Here is a 19,025-nt window from a genome sequence, read left to right on the forward strand (position 1 = left end):
ATACATAATAATCACGGTTTAAAAAACTGTTTTTTTGTTACTGATGTACGGTTACGTTAATTATTTGTGTATGTTTGCACTCGATTTCTAAAAAGTGAAAAGTGATTATGCAAAAGAATCTGGTAATAGTGGAGTCACCCGCCAAGGCAAAAACCATTGAGAAATTCCTCGGAAAAGATTTCAAGGTCATGTCGAGTTACGGGCACATCCGCGATTTGAAGACAAAAGAATTTAGTATAGACGTAGAACACGATTATGCTCCGCAGTACGTGATCCCGGCAGATAAGAAGAAGCTGGTTTCCGAATTGAAATCCGAAGCGAAGTCTGCCGAACAGGTATGGCTCGCATCCGATGAGGACCGCGAGGGAGAAGCTATATCCTGGCATCTGTACGAAGTTTTGGGATTAAAACCGGAAAATACAAAACGTATTGTTTTCCATGAAATTACCAAGAATGCTATTTTGCATGCGATTGAAACGCCGCGCGATATTAATATCGATCTGGTAAATGCCCAGCAGGCACGTCGTGTATTAGACCGTATCGTGGGGTTTGAACTGTCTCCTATCTTATGGAGAAAGGTAAAACCGGCTTTATCTGCCGGACGTGTGCAGTCGGTAGCTGTCCGCCTGATCGTGGAACGTGAACGCGAGATCAACGAATTTGTGTCGGAAGCCGCTTACCGTGTCATTGCCAATTTCATACTTCCTGACGGAACAACGATCCTGAAAGCGGAATTGAGCAAGCGTCTGAAGGATAAAAAAGAGGTGATGGAGTTTTTGGAATCCTGCAAAGCAGCCTCTTTCTCTATTGACGAGATCACTAAGAAACCGGTAAAGAAATCACCTGCACCTCCTTTTACCACATCCACTTTGCAACAGGAAGCTGCCCGCAAACTGGGTTATTCCGTTTCTCAAACCATGATGATTGCACAGCGTTTGTATGAATCGGGATTGATCACTTATATGCGTACCGACTCGGTGAACCTGAGTGACCTGGCATTGGGTACGGCTAAGGAAGCTATTCTGGATACTTACGGGGAGAAATATTATAAATTCCGCCAGTATCACACAAAGAGTAAAGGTGCACAGGAAGCGCACGAAGCGATCCGCCCTACTTATATAAGTAATACGGAAATCAGCGGATCGGCGCAGGAAAAGAAATTATATGAATTGATCCGTAAACGGACGATTGCGTCACAGATGGCTGATGCTGAACTGGAACGTACGACAATCTCTGTTTGCATCAATAATAAGAAAGAAAAATTCGTGGCTGTCGGTGAAGTGATCACTTTCGACGGTTTCCTTCAGGTATATCGTGAAAGTTACGATGACGAAAACGAAAAGGAACAGGAGAACGGTTTATTGCCGCCGGTTGAGTTGCATGAAGTGTTGACACTGAACGATATTGTGGCTACGGAACGTTTTACGCAACGTCCTCCGCGTTATACGGAAGCCAGCCTGGTTCGCCGCCTGGAAGAATTGGGTATCGGACGTCCTTCTACCTATGCTCCGACTATTCAGACGATACAGAATCGTGAGTATGTGATTAAAGGAGATAAGGAAGGGGTAGAGCGTATTTATAGCGTGATCACACTTGCCAAAGATAAGATAAAGGAAGCTGACAAGAAAGAGATTGTAGGTGCCGACCGTAATAAGTTGATGCCGACCGATATCGGTACTGTCGTGAACGACTTTTTGATGACTTATTTCCCGGATGTGTTGGATTATAACTTTACAGCCAGTGTGGAAAAAGAATTCGATGCTGTTGCTGAAGGAGAAATGGTCTGGACGGAAGCGATCGATAAGTTTTATAAGCTGTTTCATCCGATCGTAGAAGAGACGGCTGCCATAAAGACTGAACATAAAGTGGGAGAACGCCAGTTAGGTGTGGACCCGAAGAGTGGAAATCCTGTATTTGTAAAGATCGGCCGTTATGGTCCGGTTGTACAGATCGGACAGGCTCATCCGGATGATAAGGAAGCGCCGAAACCTCAGTTCGCTACATTGATGAAGGGGCAGTCTATTGAAACGATTACACTGGAAGAGGCACTGAAGTTATTCGATCTTCCCCGTACCATCGGTGAATATGAAGGAAAAGATATGGTTGCAGCCGTAGGCCGGTTCGGACCGTTCATTCGTCATGACGGCAAGTTTATCTCTATCCCGAAAGATCTGAATCCGCTTTCCATCACCGCGGAAGAAGCGATCGAACTGATTGATGAAAAACGGAAAAAGGACGAACAGCGTTATCTGAAGAAGTTTGACGAGGACCCTGAATTGGAGATCCTGAATGGACGTTATGGCCCTTACATTACGTATAAGAAAGCCAATTACCGGATACCGAAGACGGTTACCCAGCCGGAAAAATTGACTTATGAAGAATGTATGAAGATCATAACCGAAGCAGCGGAGAAACCTGCTACACCGAAAAAGCGGACAACCAAGAAGAAAGCATAAGTAGGTAGCTCTTCCGGGAATAACACTTACGGAAAATTATAGACATCGTCCCCGGGTGGGACAGCGCTTGCAGAAAATTATAAGCGTTGTTCCCCCCGGGGATTGCATTTACAGAAAATTATAAGCGCCATCCCCAGAGAGGACAGCGCTTACAGAAAATTATAAGACTTATTCCCGCTTTGGACAGGGCATTTTCCTTTACATTCTTTCCGGAACTTCGATGCCCAGTAACGACATGCCTGATTTTACGACTTTGGCAACATTTTCAGATAATACCAGACGGAATTGTTTGATTTCCGGATTCTCTTCACGGAGGATAGAGAAGTCGTGGTAGAACTGGTTGTATTCTTTTACCAGGTCGTAAATGTAATTGGCAATATAAGCCGGGCTGTATTCTTTCCCTGCTTCTTTAACTGTTACAGCGTAATCGGCAATCATCTGGACTAACCCTTCTTCTTTTTCAGAGATGGGAGTATTGGCCGGTAATTGTTTCGGTAATACGATGCCTTGTTCAGCTGCTTTTCGTAAAACAGAACGGATGCGTGCATATGTATATTGTATGAATGGTCCTGTATTTCCGTTAAAATCGATAGACTCTTTCGGGTTGAAGGTCATATTTTTGCGCGGATCGACTTTTAAGATGAAGTATTTCAGAGAACCTAATCCGACAATGCGGGAAATATTGGCAGCTTCTTCCGGGGTCATTTCATCCAGTTTACCCAGTTCCTGCGAAATTTCATGAGCAGTACCGATCATTTCTTCCATCAGGTCGTCTGCATCGACAACCGTACCTTCACGGCTCTTCATCTTGCCTTCCGGAAGTTCTACCATTCCGTAAGAGAAGTGCACCAGACCTTTTCCGAATTCAAAGCCCAGTTTATCCAGTAAGATGGAAAGAACCTGGAAATGATAGTTCTGTTCGTTTCCGACTACATAGATCATTTTATTGATCGGATAATCGTCGAAGCGTAACTTGGCTGTACCGATATCCTGTGTCATATATACGGAAGTTCCGTCGGCACGGAGCAGTAGCTTTTCGTCCAGTCCGTCCTTGGTCAGATCGGCCCATACGGAACCGTCTTCGCGGCGGTAGAAGACACCTTTTTCAAGACCTTCCATCACTTTGCCTTTACCTTCCAGGTAGGTCTGTGATTCGTAATAGATCTTGTCGAAGTCTACGCCCATCATCTTATAGGTTTCATCAAAACCGGCATATACCCAACTGTTCATTTTCTCCCATAAAGCACGGACTTCAGCGTCGCCGGCTTCCCATTTGCGGAGCATTTCGCGGGCTTCGGCCATCAAGGTCGACTGCGCTTCTGCCTCTTCTTTGGTCAGGCCCTTTTCTTCCAGTTCTTTTAACTCCTGTTTGTAATGTTTGTCAAACAATACATAAAAATCACCGATCAGGTGGTCGCCTTTCTTTCCGGATGATTCGGGAGTAACGCCCTCGCCCCATTTCTGCCAGGCAAGCATGGATTTACAGATATGGATACCGCGGTCATTAACAATATTGGTCTTGACTACTTTGTTACCGTTGGCTTTCATGATCTCAGACAAGCTGTAACCCAACAGGTTGTTTCGTACGTGACCCAGGTGTAACGGTTTGTTTGTATTGGGTGAAGAATATTCGATCATCACCAGCGGAGATTGTTCTGTAACAGGAACTATTCCGTATGAAGGTTGCTCATTGATCGTGTTCAGCAAGTCGATCCAGCACGGGCCGGCAACAGTCAGGTTCAGAAATCCTTTGATTACATTGAACTCAGATACGGCCGGTTCGTTTTTCTGCAAATATTCGCCGATTTCCTGTGCTGTTTGTTCCGGCGATTTCTTCGATGCACGAAGGAATGGGAATACAACCAGGGTAAGATGTCCTTTAAACTCTTTTTTTGTCTTCTGTAACTGTGTCTGGGCGGCAGGAACTTCTGCTCCATACAGTTCTTTTATGCCGGCAATGATCGCACCGGTAATCTGTTGTTCAATAACCATATTCTTACTTCTATATATTCGGATTTTATTTTGCATGCAAAGGTACATGATTATTTTCTAAAAACCTGCGTCCGGCTATTCCGAATTAGTAGTTTGCCTGTCCTTTGCCGTATCCTCCAAAAGAGAGGAAATCGGGTTTACATATTTGTTGATAATATTTACAAATCGTGCGGTATGAGTGTGTTTGTTTTTCACTTTTTGCAAATAAAGTTGAATTGCTTAATGCTTGTTGCGAAAAGTGTAAGCGTTTTGTGCTTTCCCTTTGAAATGGGTAGTGATGGAGAGTGTTAATGCATAATATCAGAAACAACAATAGAATAGTAATTTGTTTGAGAAAAACGATCTTTGTAACTGAAAGAAAGAGTGTTATTTGGGAAATAATAGAGAAAGAAAAGAGTGAAACGAGTATTTAGTATCGAAAGAACTTTTTACAGTTTCTATATATTCTTTTTCACTATGTGAGAGATCGGGATATAGTTTTTTTGTCGGATATAGCGGTTATACTAAATTCAGTAAAGCTAGTATTGAGTAGAATGCGCTGAAACTCTATGAAGTATCAAGATCCTTTTTCTTTTGGATAATAATGAGTGCTTGAAATATTACCTGCTTTATTTACTGCAAGTAATGCAAGAGTGTTCATGGGAATGTTTGGGATACATCTTCTAAGCAATGGCTCAGTAGTAAGATTTTGGGATACTATCGAAGGCCGGATAAGCTTGAAGTATGGTAATTTGGGATAGTTTATATGTACTGATTGGGTAAGTAGTGTTATTAATGGTTGTAAGAAAATATAAAATATATAAAGGCTTTATTTTCATCTTATTGCTGGTGACCTCTTCTGTATGTATTCCATCCAATACCAAATTAGATATTATTCAGTTAGGAAGTAAAAAATAAAATAGATGAAAAGAGCATTGATACTCCTGATTTTTATACTCGGATGCCTGACCATAGAAAGTAAGGCTCAGAAAATTGCGCTTAAAAGTAATCTTTTGTATGACGCAACTACAACGATGAATCTGGGATTGGAGTTTGGGTTGGCCCGTAAATGGACATTGGACATTCCGGTCAACTATAATCCGTGGAAACCAGACAATGGCAGGCGTTTGCGTCATTGGGGAGTACAGCCGGAAATTCGTTATTGGTTCTGCGAAAGTTTCAACCGGACGTTTGTCGGGTTGCATGCGCATTATGCCGATTTCAATGTTGGCGGATTACCGGGTCTTTTTAGTGAAAATATGCAAAAGAACCGGTATCAGGGGCATCTGTATGGAGGAGGTCTTTCGGTTGGGCATTCCTGGATATTAAAGAAACGGTGGAGTATAGAAGCCTCTATCGGTCTGGGATATGCACGTATAGAATATGAAAAATATCCTTGTGCGGAGTGCGGTTCCAAACTGAAAGATACCGGGCGGAACTATTTCGGTCCGACAAAAGCCGCGTTGTCAATTATTTATCTGATTAAATAAAAGAAGTATGATGAAAAGGAATATACAATTCATTATATGCCTGTTAGCTTTTACCTGTTTGAATATTCTTCAGGTAAAGGCTCAGTCACGTTCTTATGAAGGAAATATTATAGTGAATCCCGTACGGTTGGAACAGGCGGGCGATTCTCTTTATATAGATATGGACATTGTCCTGAACAGGGTAAAAGTCAAATCAACCCGTGGGGTGGACTTGATTCCGCAGTTGATTTCTTCGGAAAAAGGCTGTAATTTGCCTAAAGTAACAATGAAAGGGAGAGATGAATACCGGGTTTACGAACGTTCGCTTTCTCTGATGAATGCGGCAGAGAAGGCTGGTTATGAAAAACCTTATATCGTTAAGAAAGTAAATAAACCGACAAACGAAACCATCCGGTATCGCTATATCCTTCCCTATGAATCATGGATGGCTGACGCTCATCTGGATATGCAGCGGGATGAATGTGGTTGTGGTGAGACGTTATTGATGAAGGTGGAGCCGGTTGCAGATCGAGTAACGCTGGAATACATACCGGAACCCTACGTCATAGTACCTCATATGGCTTTTGTTAAACCGGTAGTCGAAGAGACCAAACGACGTGACATACAGGTGGAAAGTTTCCTTGATTTCGAAGTGAACAAGACGAATATCCGGCCCGAATATATGAACAACCCGCAGGAACTGGCAAAGATCCGTTCGATGATCGACGAATTGAAATCCGATCCGAGTGTCGAAGTGAAAGATCTGGATATTATCGGTTACGCATCGCCTGAAGGCTCACTGGCAAACAATAAACGATTGTCCGAAGGACGTGCGGTAGCGTTGCGCGATTATCTGTTGACCCGTTACGATTTCTCACGCAGCCAGTATCATACCGTCTTCGGTGGTGAGAACTGGGACGGTTTGGTGAAAGCGCTTAATGCCGGCGATATAGAATATAAAAATGAGATACTGGCAATCATCGATAATAATCCGGTCGACACAGAAAGAAAAACGAAGTTAAAACAGTTTCGGGGAGGGGGGCCTTATCAGTCTTTGCTGAGAAATGTATATCCGCGTTTGCGTGTTGCTGTTTGTAAAGTAAACTTTAATGTAAAGAATTTCGATGTGGAAGAAGCGAAGGAGGTAATCAAAACGCGTCCGCAGAATCTGAGCCTGAATGAAATGTTCATGGTTGCCAATAGTTATCCGGCCGGTTCGCAGGAGTTTGTCGATGTCTTCGAAGTTGCCGTACGGATGTATCCTGAAAATGAGATTGCCAATATGAATGCGGCAGCGGCAGCTATCCTGCGTAATGATCTGGTTGCAGCTGAGCGTTATCTGAATAAGGTAAACTCAAAAGAACCGGAATATATCAATTCGCTGGGTGTAGTCGCTTTATTGAAAGGAGACTATGACCAGGCCGGGGAATATTTGAAAGTAGCAGCTGATTCAGGGTTGGAAACAGCCAAAGATAATCTGAATGAGTTGGCGAAGAAAAAAGCGAATATTGCTGAGATAGAGAATAAAATGAGATAAATAAATGAGTAAAAATGACTAATTAAAATTGAGTGAAATGAAAAAGAAGAACTTCTTAATGTTTGCACTTGCATCTTTTATGTTTGCATCGTGTAGTGAAAGTCTCCCGGATGGAGGAGAGGATGGTGGTGGTAACTCCAGTGCAGGAGGTGACGCTTGGGTATCTCTGAATGTTGTGACAACGACAACTACCAAGGCTTTGCATGATCCTGATCAGGAAAATGGTACGGCTGATGAATCGAAAGTCAATACGATGATGGCTCTTTTCTTTGATAGCCATCTTACAGGATCGAATAATCCGGCATTGTTGACTAAATTGTCATGGGGGACGGGAGACCCTGAAATAGGAACTCCGGGACAGCCTGGCGGAACCCCGACAAAGGCTTTTAAAGTGGATAAGAATTCGAAAGCTTTTATGATCATATTAAATCCATCTTCTGATTTTACAACAAACGTGGCTTCTGCCAGTACATTCGATGACGTAAATAAAATTATTGCTAATACCAGTGTCGGTGCGGTTATCGGCGGTACAAATCAGAATAGCTTTATGATGACCAATGCCAAAGGCAAGCTGGAACCGACAACGATTACAGATGCAGGTAGTTCGGTTACTGTAACAGATAATGATCTGGTAACTTATGCGACTGCAGGTGAGGCGGAAGGCAAACCTTATAAAGTTACCGTAGACCGTGTAGCTGCAAAAGTACGTTTGTTTGCAGATAATAATTATCCGCAATCTACCCTTGATATTAATACTGTCGGATGGACATTGAATGTGACTAATAAAAAATATTACCCGATGTCTGAGAGAACTGAGACGTGGTTGGAAACAACGGCTCGTGGTTGTATCACTCCGTTTGATAAATGGCATTTCGGTTCTTACAGGGTAGACCCGAATTACGATGGGCAGAAAACGTCTATGGCGAATATAACAACCACTCCATATACGGATAATTATGCTTATTATACGCATGCTTCTGCGCCATCCTGGGTCACTGCAACAGCTGACTCTACAGGTCCCAATGCCTCTAAGATCCCAGCTTTGTATTGCCTGGAGAATACGCAGGAAGAAAATGATAACTACCAGGCCTACACTACACATGTTTTGTTGAAGGTGGTAAGTCAGCCTAAAGGATTACAACTCCCGAATAACGGTGGAACTTATAATGGGACTACTAATAGCGATAACGATGTGGATGCTTCAGGAAAAGTTAATCCCGGAAGTGCTTGGATTAAAATTGGTACTGATGGATATTATTCTTACAAATTGGTAGTGAAGTACATTGAGGCAGAATTAACAGCAAAATATACAGACCAAGCTCCGGATGATTATCTTCAGACTTCGGTGACTAATGCATTTGGTGCGTATCTGGATTCGTTGGTAAAGTATTCTGTACCAAACGTGACTGCTATTACTCTTCCTACAGCTGCTGCATTTCAGGCTAAGCTTGATGATAATACCTATAGTAGTATAGCTGATGGAGCTCAGAAAATTGCTGCATCATTTGAGCAGGCTGGTGTTAAAACATATGGAGCAGCCGCTTATGGAAATGTGTCTTATTACGAAGGAGGAGAAGGCTATCATGTTATTATGATTAAGCATGATAATGATACGGATAACACGAACAATAAGCTCGGAGAGTTTGGCGTGGTGCGTAATTCTGTATATGACATTGCTATCAAGGACATAAAGACTCCGGGTTATCCGATTATTCCTGAACCGGATCCAGGCAAGAAAGATGAAGAAGAAGAAAGTTTCATCTCTGTTGAAATTGGCATCAATCCTTGGACCTGGTATAGACAAGAGATAGAATTATAAATTCGAAATCTTTTTAATATAAGAGGAGGTGTGTCAAAAGTCACTATCCTGTCATCCCGAGCTTGTCCCGGGATCGCAAAATAGACTTTTGCTACACCTTCTTACTTTTAACGAATGAGTTGCCGGAGACTTGATAAAACTCTGGGATTTATATTTGACGGAACAGACAGTTCTGTCCACTGAATTGGAAATAACGAGAAAAGAAGAAATATCTTTTCCTCTCTATATAGAATAATTAGAAAACTAAAAAATATGAAGCTAAAAAGCCTATTACGTCACATAGCCATGTGGTTTGTCCTTATCGGCTCCCTGATAATGACTTCATGCGATAGCTTTAACGAAGATCTGCCGGAGTGCCGTTTGTTTGTTAAGTTTAAGTATGATTACAATATGGAATTTGCTGATGCATTCCATTCGCAGGTGGATAAAGTGGAGCTTTATGTATTTGATAAAGACGGCAAGTTCCTGTTCAAACAAGCAGAGGAGGGGAGTACATTGGGAACAGGCAGTTATCTGATGGAAGTTAAGTTGCCTGTCGGACAATACCAGTTTATGGCATGGGCAGGTGCACATGATTCATACGATATAACATCGTTGCAGGCAGGTATTTCCTCCATCGCCGACTTGAAGCTACAGTTGAAACGTGAGGAAACACTTATCATCGATAAGGAACTCGAGCCGCTTTGGTATGGCGAGATTAATAACGTGGACTTTACCGGTACCACCGATCAGACGGAGGTCATCAACCTGATAAAAGATACCAATAAAGTACGGTTTGTTTTTCAGGGGAGCAATGAAGACTCCTGGGGGGTAGATGTGAATGCCTATACCTATGAAATAATCGAATCCAACGGTTATCTGGCACACGATAATTCATTACTGGGAGATGATAATCTTAGTTACCGCCCTTATCATATCGAGCAAAAGAACCTGGCAGCAGGTATTGTCGAACTGAATACAATGCGGTTTCTGGAAAATCGTAACGCACGTTTTGTAGTGACGGAGAAGGCTACGGGTAAAAAGGTATTCAATATCAATCTGACAGACTTTTTGGTAATGACAAAGATAGAAGGTCATAATATGAGTGCACAGGAATATCTCGACCGGGAGAGTGAATACAAGATCGTCTTTTTCTTTGCCGACAACGATCCCTGGCTGGTTCTTCAGATTAATATTAACGGATGGACCTGGTATTTCCAGCATGAGGGTGGTCTTTGATCGCATAATTCATTCGATTTACTCTATTCGTGCTGTGCGGAGCGAATGGTCTGCAAATAGAGCGTATATATGTTTGATGTATTCTCGTTGTTGCGGAAAATGAAATTTAGGTGGCGATAGTTGCTTACAAAGAGGCTTTCTGGAGTCGCCTGGTGCGGCATGAGAACCATAAATACAATGATAATTGATTGAAAAGCAGGATCTTTGTAATGTGATAGATGAAACGGGACCGAAGTCCCGTTATCATGTTTTGTTCGGAATAACAATACTAACCTGTGTAATCAGGTAAGTTTAATATTAATACTAGTGTGGGTTCCAGGGGGCAGTGATGTTCTCTGGAATTATTTTTATATCATATATTATGCGAAAAGAATATCATAATATATGAGAATGCAGTATCATAATATATGCGAATACTGTATCACAATATATGATAAAACAACATTCCAACAATGAAAGAATAAAGAAGGTGTTGTAAAACTGACAAATGACACTTTTGCAACACCTCTTCGAATATGAAAATATTCCGTTTCTTACTGAACCTTGTCGTTTAACTCTGCGCCGGGTTTAAATTTGATGGCTTTGCGAGCTGCGATTTCAATTGGTTGTTTTGTCTTTGGGTTAACGCCTTTGCGGGCTGCTTTTTCAGTTACGGAGAATGAGCCGAAACCTAGAAGAGCAATTTTCCCTCCTGCTTTCATTTCGTCGGATACTGTTTCAACAAAAGCATCTACTGCTTTCTTGGCATCAGCCTTACTTAAACCGGATTTTTCCGCTACAGCTGTGATAAATTCTGTTTTGTTCATGATGGATTGATAATTAATATATTAAACAAATCTGTGATAGCCTAAAAGTCGGTTCAAATGTAGTTTTAATTTGATATTCTGCAAAGAAAAAATCTGTTTTTTTTATTGATTTACTATGTTTTAGTACTATTTGAAGGAAAAACAATCAAAATATATTTACCTTTGCCCGCAAATTGATATATGTATGATGAATCAAAATGGCTCCGGGTTCTTGAATAGTATACCGCCCGTTACAAAAAACCTTATCATTATCAACCTGCTATTCTGGGTAGCCAGTCTGGTGTTGCCAAAAGTAGGGATTGATTTGGTGCAACTATTGGGATTGCACTTTCCGGGTGTGAAAGATTTCTACCCGTTTCAGTTTGTTACTTATATGTTCATGCACGATACGCACTCTTTTGCACATGTCTTTTTTAATATGTTCGGGGTGTATATGTTTGGACGTGTACTAGAAAATGTGTGGGGACCGAAACGTTTCCTTACCTTTTATCTCGTGACAGGTATCGGTGCCGGTATCGTACAGGAACTGGTATGGGCATATTCGGTTCAATCTTTTGCCAGTGCGAATGGTCTGACGCTGTTTGAACTGGTTCGTATGGATCCTTCATTGAATATGATGATCACGATAGGGGCTTCCGGTTCAGTGTTCGGTATCCTGTTGGCATTTGCCATGCTGTTCCCGAATGTGCCGTTGTTCCTGATGTTTATTCCGATACCTATTAAAGCTAAATATTTTGTTGTGTTTTACGGTCTGGCAGAACTATTTATGGGTGTTTCCAGTTTTGGTGGAGATACGGTCGCACACTTCGCCCATTTAGGCGGTATGTTGTTCGGCTTCTTTATGGTTCGCTACTGGAAAAAGAAAGATGCAGACAATGGAAAGTATTTTTACTAATCTGAAGAATACGTTCCGGGCAGGAAATATACTGGCAAAGCTTATATATATTAATGTAGGGCTTTTCATCCTGATCCGGTTGATGGGGGTGATATTTCTCCTTTTTAATATCCCCGGAATATCTTTTTTGCAATATTTGCAGATGCCTTCTTCGCCGGAGTTGTTGATGTACCGGCCGTGGACGGTTATTACTTATATGTTCACCCATTTCGACTTCCTGCATATCCTTTTTAATATGCTTTGGTTGTACTGGTTTGGCGGGCTGTTTCTGACATTTTTCAGCGAACGGCAGTTGGGGGGATTGTATCTGCTGGGAGGTATTGCCGGTGCAATACTGTTTATGCTTGCTTATAATATCTTTCCGTATTTTCAGACGGTGGCTTCTTCAAGCTATCTGATGGGGGCTTCGGCTTCGGTGATGGCAATAGTTTTTGCCGTATCGTTCTACCGGAAAGATCTGGAGATAAATCTGTTTCTGATAGGGCGGATCAAATTGATCTATCTGGCGCTCTTCACTTTTGTGATCGACCTGTTGGCCATTACTTCCGAGAATGCCGGTGGGCATATTGCCCATATTGGCGGTGCCTTATTCGGTATCTGGTTTGCCATGCGGATTAAAGAAGGAAAAGATTTGACGGCACCGATGAATCGCCTGTTGGATTGGGTGGTGAATCTCGGAAAGAGAAAACCCAAAATGAAGGTGACGCACAAACGTGCAGAAACCGATTATGAATATAATGCCCGTAAACATCGGGAATCGGCAGACCTTGATGCTATTCTGGATAAATTGAAACGTTCCGGATATGAGAGTCTTTCAGCTGATGAAAAAAGGCAATTATTTGACGCAAGTAAAAAATGAGTGAAGGATTGAAAACACTGAAGCTTTTATTCAAATCATTGTTCGTTCTTGCCAATGTTTTGATTGTCGTGCTGTTTGTTATTTCAGCTTATTCAGATCGTGTTTCTCCTGATACTATCCTAAGTTTTTCTTATCTGGGATTGGTTTTCCCTGTTTTATGTGTCCTGAACCTTTGTTTTATCCTCTATTGGTTGTTTTTATGGGAATGGCGTTTCCTGCTGATCGGATTATGTTCTTTCCTGATCTGCTGGGGGCCGGTGAAAAAGTATTTCCCTTATCATAGCCGGACAAAAGATATTCCAAAGGAAAATGTATTGAAGGTGCTGACTTATAATGTGATGGCTTTTGCTTACCTGAACCACACGGCAGAATCTCCTAATAAGATTCTCGAATATATTGCCGGTTCGGGGGCCGATATTGTCTGTTTGCAGGAGTACGCCGTGAGTAAATCCGACAAGTACCTGACATCGGCGAAGGTGTATAAGGCGCTTGATATGTATCCGTACCGTTCTGTTATTCCTATAAATAAGACCAGTTATGCAGATTATGGGATAGCTGTCTTTTCTAAATATCCGATTTCGAACAGCCGGAAGATAAAATATAAGAGCGATAGCAATGCTTCTTCTATTCATGAGTTGAATGTGAATGGGAAGAAACTGACTTTGATCAATAATCACCTGGAATCTTTTAAATTGACGATGGAGGACCGGAGCCGCTATACTGCTTTTATAAAAAATATCGGCACGGATACTTTCGATGGGATTAAAGGTGCGCTTGAACAAAAGCTGGGCCCGGCTTTTAAGATACGTGCCCGGCAAGCAGATGTCGTCGCAGAAGAAATATCAAAGGCAAAAGGTGATTACATCCTGGTTTGCGGTGACTTTAATGATACGCCGATTTCATATGCACATCGTACGGTACAGGGGCCTTTAATTGATTCGTTTGCCGAATCCGGACAGGGGATGGGAATAACCTATAATCAGAATATGTTCTGGTTCCGCATCGATAATATATTGCATTCAAAGAATATGAAGTCAATGAACTGCACTATTGACAAGGTACGATATTCCGACCACTATCCGTTATGGTGCTATCTGAGCCTGGAAGAATAAAATAAGGGAACCCCTTGCCGGAATCCCCTTACATTAATATATATAGTCTGTTTGTTTTTTACTCGTCATTATCTGCTGCACTAAACACATCGGCAAATAAATTTTCTGCAAAAAAGAAGGTCGCATTACAGAAAAGTAACGGATCTTTGATCAATGCGATTGTGTTGCTCTTTCCGTTGTTGGCAATAACGTTTTCGGCCGGATAGGTCTTATATTTCTTTTCGTTGTTTGGGTCGTATTGATATGAAATATCCGTCAGCTCTACATTATATTTCTCGTCGTGGCAATAGATTCTCATCTTGTACTTGACGATTGTTTTATCCGTATCGTTCAGAAGTAGCTCGACTTTTGAGTTGATAAATATCGTTCCTTTCGACTTGCTGGAATTGACACTCGACAGGAAAACATCTTTCCCATAATTCTTCTTGGCCCATTTGTCGATCGCTTTAAACAACTCGCCTTTCTTCACGCCTTCAACGTCTACTTCGTCGCTGTAGCAAACCTTTCCCTCTTTCATCGGGGCACACGACTCTACACTGCCTTTATGTCCCTGTGCCATAGCAAGCACGGGACATATCAGCAATAGCAGTAATATTGTTTTCTTTATCATTTTTGTATTTATCTGATCCATACGTTAAGTATCTCTCCAATAACGATTTTCTGTTGTCCTTCGCTTGACTCGCCCTGCTTAACGCACTGAATCATGAACCAGGTTTCCGTATCATCCTTTTTGGTGAAAGTGATCGTGTAGATGTCGTTATCTTTGACTGCTTTGTAGACTTCACTTTCCGGGCTGATAGAAATAGAAGCGATATTCTTTCCGAACATCTTGCCCATTTCCTTCCACGTGGCATATCTCTCGATCAGATTCTCATTATCTGCCGGTGTTACCTGCATTTTGCTATCCGGCAGCATATTCAATAATGTAGAAGGGATTTTATCCGGTTCGAAAGCCGATAATCCCTGACATACATCTGTGTTGTTGCCGACGGGAGCCTGTGCGATTTGCTGGGCAGGAGCTGCCGGTCTGACTGCTTGTTGTTGCTGTTGTACCGGAGTTGCAGGGGTAAGGGCATAAGCAGGTGTTACCGTGCCGGCCGGCTGGATACCGAATGCGGCATCGGCACTCTGGAACATATTTTCCGCAAAATCGACTGTTTTACGACGGAACTTGCCGTTGCCGCGATTCAGTTTATCTTTCTTTTTGTTCAGTGCATATTTGTCTGTGATCCATTCTTCTGCTGTGTACTTTTCAGGTTCACGCTGATAGGATACATTGTATTCGTAACGGATGCCAGCCAGTTTAATTTTAGCAGCATTGTCTTCGCATTCGATGGTTACGCGGTAATCCATCAGTGTGCGGTCCAATGATAAGGCTGTGCTTTGGAATACCAGGTATTCTTCACCTACGGCAGCAATATCGCCTTTGTCCTTGTCAGAATAGACCAGTCGGCGTCCTTCTTCGCTGAAGAACTTTTCGGCCCATTGGTACATAATATCGTAAATCTGCCCTTTCGAAAGTGATGGCATATTTATCTCTTTGGTAAATACGACTTTGCCTCCTTCTTCAGGAATAGCACCGGCTAAATACTTTTGATCTTCCTGTGCTATAAGCAAGGAGGGAATAAATAAAAAGAATAATAATAGCTGTTTCATGGTCAATACTGTGTTTTTTTACAGGCAAAGATATATATTTGTACTTGAAATTAACTAAGAGAGTGACAAATAATTAATCTAATTACTATTTGACAAAGAAAAAAAGCCTATATTTGCACCCTGTGAAAAAACGAAAATAAATAATGTAATAACATAAACTCAAGATTCAAATGCAAAACAAAGGATTTGTAAGGGTCTTCGCGGTATTACTTACGCTTGTATGTTTGTTCTATCTATCGTTCTCATTTGTAACAAGATATTACAACAATAAAGCCGCTGAGTATGCAGGAGGGGATCCGTCGAAAGAGAGTCTTTATTTGGACTCATTATCTACTCAGAAGGTGTGGCTGGGCTATACGCTTAAGCAATGCCGTGAAATGGAAATTAGTTTAGGACTTGACCTGAAAGGCGGTATGAACGTCGTTCTGGAATTGAATGTGGCAGATGTAATCCGCTCACTTTCAAATAATAACCAGGATGAGAACTTCAACAAGGCTTTGGATTTAGCTTATGCTCGCCAGGCAACCAGTCAGAGAGACTTTATTGACTTGTTTGCAGAAGAGTACAAGAACCTGGATAATGGCGCACGTTTGTCTGCTATTTTCAGCACATTTGAGTTGAAAGATAAAATTACTCCGCAGAGCACAGATGCTCAGGTCGTTTCAGTGTTGAAAAATGAATTGAAGAGTGCTATTGATAATTCATTCAACGTATTGCGTACCCGTATCGACCGTTTCGGTGTGGTATCTCCTAACATCCAGCGTTTGGAAACAGCAGGACGTATCCTGGTGGAACTTCCGGGTGTAAAAGAGCCTGAACGTGTTCGTAAATTGTTACAGGGTAGTGCAAACCTGGAATTTTGGGAAACTTATCAGTTGCCGGAAGTTTACCAGCAGTTGGTTGCTGCCGACAATATTCTGGCTACAGTGTTGAAAGAACATAACGACGAAGCAGCCGTAACTGAAACAGAAACTGTTTCTGCCGATGGTACTGAAACAACTGCTACGGAGACTGTTACAGATAATGCTGCCGCTACAAGCGAAGCCGATTCTCTGTTACAGCAGATCGCTCAGGATAAACCGGAAGCTCAGGCAAACCAGTCGATGGAAGAATTTGCAAAACAGCATCCGTTGTTTGCCTTGTTACAAATCAACCAGTATAACGGTCAGTTAGGTCGTGGTGCTGCCGTTGGTGTGGCTAACGTAAGAGACATTCCTAAGATCAACGAATATCTGGCAATGAAACAGGTGAAAGACGTGTTACCTCGTAACCTGTCTTTGAAATGGGGTGTTAAGGCTATCGACGAAAAAGAACAATTTTTCGAATTATATGCTATCAAGGTTACTAACCGTGACGGAACGCCTGCTTTAGGTGGTGACGTAGTAACTGATGCTAATGCAGACTTCGTACAGCAGGCTGGTCGTTCAGAACAGCAGGTTAGTATGGCCATGAACGCAGAAGGTGCTAAGGCATGGGCTCGTTTGACAAAAGAGAATATCGGTAAAGCTATCGCTATCGTTCTGGATGATATGGTTTATTCCGCTCCGAATGTAAATGATGAAATTACCGGAGGACGTTCTCAGATTACAGGTCACTTCACTCCGGAAGAAGCGAAGGACTTAGCTAACGTATTGAAATCAGGTAAGATGGCTGCTTCAGTACATATCGTACAGGAAGACGTAGTCGGTCCGTCATTGGGTCAGGAAGCTATTAGCTCAGGTGTTATCTCCTTTGCTTTGGCATTGATCCTGTTGATGATCTATATGTGTGCATTCTACGGAATTATCCCGGGTCTGATTGCAGACGGTGCATTGGTATTGAACATCTTCTTCACGATGGGTATCCTTGCTTCTTTTCAGGCTGTACTTACTTTGCCGGGTATCGCCGGTATGGTGTTGACGCTGGGTATGGCAGTCGATGCTAACGTGTTGATCTATGAACGTACAAAAGAAGAGCTTCGAGCCGGTAAGTCGTTAAGCAAGGCTATTGCCGATGGTTACAGCAATGCGTTCTCTGCTATCTTCGACTCCAACTTAACATCCATCATTACAGGTGTTGTATTGTTCTACTTCGGTACAGGTCCTATCCGTGGTTTCGCTACTACAATGATTATCGGTCTGTTCGCTTCTTTCCTTACTGCAGTCTTCCTGACTCGTATCGTTTACGAAGCATTACTGGCTAAGGATAAACTGAAGAATGTAACATTCGTAACATCTATCACGAAAGACCTGTTGACTAATCCGAAGATCAACTTCCTGGGTGCTCGTAAGACTGGTTATCTGATTCCTGCCGGTATCGTTCTTTTGGGAGCAATCTCCATGATGACGATCGGTTTGAATAACGGTATCGACTTCACCGGTGGACGTAACTATATCGTTCGTTTTGCACAGGATGTAAAAACGGATGAAGTTCGTAATATGCTGGACGAAAAACTGGATGGTGCTGTAAGTGTTATCACGATCGGTACACCGGACCAGGTTCGTGTATCTACCAACTATAAAATCGACGATGCCGATCCTGCTGTAGACCAGGAAATCGAATCATTATTGTTCGAAGGCGTTAAACCGCTGCTTCCGGAAGGAACAACATTGGATCAGTTCACAACAACTTATATCCAGAGTTCTCAGAAAGTGGGACCGAGTATGGCCGACGACATCAAGAACAGCGCTATCATGGCGGTTGTCTTCGCGATGTTCTGTATGGCTGCTTATATCCTGCTTCGTTTCCGCGATTGGTCATTCTCTGTAGGTGCATTTGCTTCAGTAGCAGTGACAACATTGTGTATCATCTCTTTCTATACTTTATTATGGAAAGTGTTACCGTTCTCTATGGAAGTCGACCAGACATTTATCGCGGCTATCCTGACGATTATCGGTTATTCTATCAATGATACCGTGGTTGTATTCGACCGTATCCGTGAAACAATCGGTCTGTATCCGAAACGCGATCGTTACCAGGTGATCAATGACGCTTTGAACTCAACGCTGTCTCGTACATTCAATACATCATTGACAACGTTGGTTGTAGTACTTTGTATCTTTATCCTGGGTGGTAGCACAATCCGTAGCTTTACGTTCGCTATCCTGCTGGGTATCATCGTAGGTACATATTCTACACTGTTCATTGCAACTCCGATTGCATACGAAATACAGAAAAGAAAGATCAACAAAAAAGCTGCCGAAGCTGCTAAGTAACAGACAGTTTTTATGAAATAATGAAAAGACCAT

The 19,025-nt window shown here is 42.2% G+C and carries 13 protein-coding genes; 9 read left to right on the forward strand and 4 right to left on the reverse strand.

Annotation, left to right across the window (positions count from 1 at the left end; all coding sequences use genetic code 11):
• Window positions 1-107: 107 nt before the first annotated feature.
• Window positions 108-2,456: a type I DNA topoisomerase gene (gene topA / locus NBH14_RS18460; RefSeq protein WP_186959827.1), complete on the forward strand. Its 2,349-nt coding sequence runs from the start codon at window positions 108-110 to the stop codon at window positions 2,454-2,456.
• A gap of 198 nt (window positions 2,457-2,654) precedes the next feature.
• Here the strand turns inward: topA and argS are convergent, their stop codons facing one another.
• Complete coding sequence (gene argS / locus NBH14_RS18465) at window positions 2,655-4,448, reverse strand: arginine--tRNA ligase (protein WP_186959825.1); 1,794 nt, start codon at window positions 4,446-4,448, stop codon at window positions 2,655-2,657.
• A 902-nt stretch (window positions 4,449-5,350) separates the two neighbouring features.
• On the opposite strand from argS, the gene NBH14_RS18470 reads away from it, so the two are divergent.
• The 4 genes from NBH14_RS18470 to NBH14_RS18485 all read left to right on the forward strand — a co-directional run bounded on the left by NBH14_RS18470 (window position 5,351) and on the right by NBH14_RS18485 (window position 10,470).
• The gene (locus NBH14_RS18470; protein ID WP_186959823.1) at window positions 5,351-5,917 is read left to right on the forward strand and encodes a DUF3575 domain-containing protein; all 567 of its coding nucleotides are present in this window, start codon (window positions 5,351-5,353) and stop codon (window positions 5,915-5,917) included.
• A 7-nt stretch (window positions 5,918-5,924) separates the two neighbouring features.
• The gene (locus NBH14_RS18475) at window positions 5,925-7,433 is read left to right on the forward strand and encodes a DUF3868 domain-containing protein (protein WP_186959821.1); all 1,509 of its coding nucleotides are present in this window, start codon (window positions 5,925-5,927) and stop codon (window positions 7,431-7,433) included.
• 37 nt (window positions 7,434-7,470) lie between these two features.
• Entirely contained in the window at window positions 7,471-9,252 is a 1,782-nt protein-coding gene (locus NBH14_RS18480; RefSeq protein ID WP_186959819.1) for an Mfa1 family fimbria major subunit, read from the forward strand.
• Between the two features lie 252 nt (window positions 9,253-9,504).
• Window positions 9,505-10,470: a FimB/Mfa2 family fimbrial subunit gene (locus NBH14_RS18485; protein WP_186959817.1), complete on the forward strand. Its 966-nt coding sequence runs from the start codon at window positions 9,505-9,507 to the stop codon at window positions 10,468-10,470.
• 533 nt (window positions 10,471-11,003) lie between these two features.
• Here the strand turns inward: NBH14_RS18485 and NBH14_RS18490 are convergent.
• Window positions 11,004-11,276 (reverse strand): HU family DNA-binding protein, encoded by a 273-nt coding sequence (locus tag NBH14_RS18490; RefSeq protein ID WP_007655130.1) that lies wholly within the window; start codon window positions 11,274-11,276, stop codon window positions 11,004-11,006.
• 184 nt (window positions 11,277-11,460) lie between these two features.
• Here NBH14_RS18490 and NBH14_RS18495 point away from each other — a divergent pair, with 184 nt between their 5' ends.
• Genes NBH14_RS18495 through NBH14_RS18505 form a run of 3 tightly spaced genes read left to right on the forward strand, consistent with a single transcriptional unit; the run spans window position 11,461 to window position 14,142 of the window.
• Window positions 11,461-12,171 (forward strand): rhomboid family intramembrane serine protease, encoded by a 711-nt coding sequence (locus NBH14_RS18495; protein WP_007655129.1) that lies wholly within the window; start codon window positions 11,461-11,463, stop codon window positions 12,169-12,171.
• Window positions 12,152-13,030 (forward strand): rhomboid family intramembrane serine protease, encoded by an 879-nt coding sequence (locus NBH14_RS18500; RefSeq protein ID WP_044245943.1) that lies wholly within the window; start codon window positions 12,152-12,154, stop codon window positions 13,028-13,030. The genes NBH14_RS18495 and NBH14_RS18500 overlap by 20 nt, the downstream gene beginning before the upstream one ends.
• Complete coding sequence (locus NBH14_RS18505; protein ID WP_186959815.1) at window positions 13,027-14,142, forward strand: endonuclease/exonuclease/phosphatase family protein; 1,116 nt, start codon at window positions 13,027-13,029, stop codon at window positions 14,140-14,142. Before NBH14_RS18500 ends, NBH14_RS18505 begins: the two co-directional genes overlap by 4 nt.
• A 58-nt stretch (window positions 14,143-14,200) precedes the next feature.
• Here NBH14_RS18505 and NBH14_RS18510 read toward each other — a convergent pair whose 3' ends face one another.
• Complete coding sequence (locus NBH14_RS18510) at window positions 14,201-14,773, reverse strand: DUF4468 domain-containing protein (RefSeq protein WP_007655123.1); 573 nt, start codon at window positions 14,771-14,773, stop codon at window positions 14,201-14,203.
• Window positions 14,761-15,798: a DUF4468 domain-containing protein gene (locus tag NBH14_RS18515; protein WP_186959813.1), complete on the reverse strand. Its 1,038-nt coding sequence runs from the start codon at window positions 15,796-15,798 to the stop codon at window positions 14,761-14,763. The genes NBH14_RS18510 and NBH14_RS18515 overlap by 13 nt, the downstream gene beginning before the upstream one ends.
• A gap of 170 nt (window positions 15,799-15,968) precedes the next feature.
• On the opposite strand from NBH14_RS18515, the gene secDF reads away from it, so the two are divergent.
• The gene (gene secDF, locus NBH14_RS18520; protein ID WP_186959812.1) at window positions 15,969-18,992 is read left to right on the forward strand and encodes a protein translocase subunit SecDF; all 3,024 of its coding nucleotides are present in this window, start codon (window positions 15,969-15,971) and stop codon (window positions 18,990-18,992) included.
• Window positions 18,993-19,025 lie beyond the last annotated feature (33 nt).

This window comes from Parabacteroides caecihominis (assembly GCF_023656785.1).
Taxonomy (GTDB): Bacteria; Bacteroidota; Bacteroidia; order Bacteroidales; family Tannerellaceae; genus Parabacteroides; species Parabacteroides segnis.

Excerpts from the sequence above, each read along its gene's own strand:
- NBH14_RS18475 (WP_186959821.1), top strand. The coding sequence starts at position 5,925 with ATGATGAAAAGGAATATACAATTCATTATATGCCTGTTAGCTTTTACC.
- NBH14_RS18480 (WP_186959819.1), top strand. The coding sequence starts at position 7,471 with ATGAAAAAGAAGAACTTCTTAATGTTTGCACTTGCATCTTTTATGTTT.
- NBH14_RS18490 (WP_007655130.1), bottom strand. The coding sequence starts at position 11,276 with ATGAACAAAACAGAATTTATCACAGCTGTAGCGGAAAAATCCGGTTTA.
- secDF (WP_186959812.1), top strand. The coding sequence starts at position 15,969 with ATGCAAAACAAAGGATTTGTAAGGGTCTTCGCGGTATTACTTACGCTT.
- topA (WP_186959827.1), top strand. The coding sequence starts at position 108 with ATGCAAAAGAATCTGGTAATAGTGGAGTCACCCGCCAAGGCAAAAACC.
- argS (WP_186959825.1), bottom strand. The coding sequence starts at position 4,448 with ATGGTTATTGAACAACAGATTACCGGTGCGATCATTGCCGGCATAAAA.
- NBH14_RS18500 (WP_044245943.1), top strand. The coding sequence starts at position 12,152 with ATGGAAAGTATTTTTACTAATCTGAAGAATACGTTCCGGGCAGGAAAT.
- NBH14_RS18505 (WP_186959815.1), top strand. The coding sequence starts at position 13,027 with ATGAGTGAAGGATTGAAAACACTGAAGCTTTTATTCAAATCATTGTTC.
- NBH14_RS18515 (WP_186959813.1), bottom strand. The coding sequence starts at position 15,798 with ATGAAACAGCTATTATTATTCTTTTTATTTATTCCCTCCTTGCTTATA.
- NBH14_RS18495 (WP_007655129.1), top strand. The coding sequence starts at position 11,461 with ATGATGAATCAAAATGGCTCCGGGTTCTTGAATAGTATACCGCCCGTT.
- NBH14_RS18470 (WP_186959823.1), top strand. The coding sequence starts at position 5,351 with ATGAAAAGAGCATTGATACTCCTGATTTTTATACTCGGATGCCTGACC.
- NBH14_RS18485 (WP_186959817.1), top strand. The coding sequence starts at position 9,505 with ATGAAGCTAAAAAGCCTATTACGTCACATAGCCATGTGGTTTGTCCTT.
- NBH14_RS18510 (WP_007655123.1), bottom strand. The coding sequence starts at position 14,773 with ATGGATCAGATAAATACAAAAATGATAAAGAAAACAATATTACTGCTA.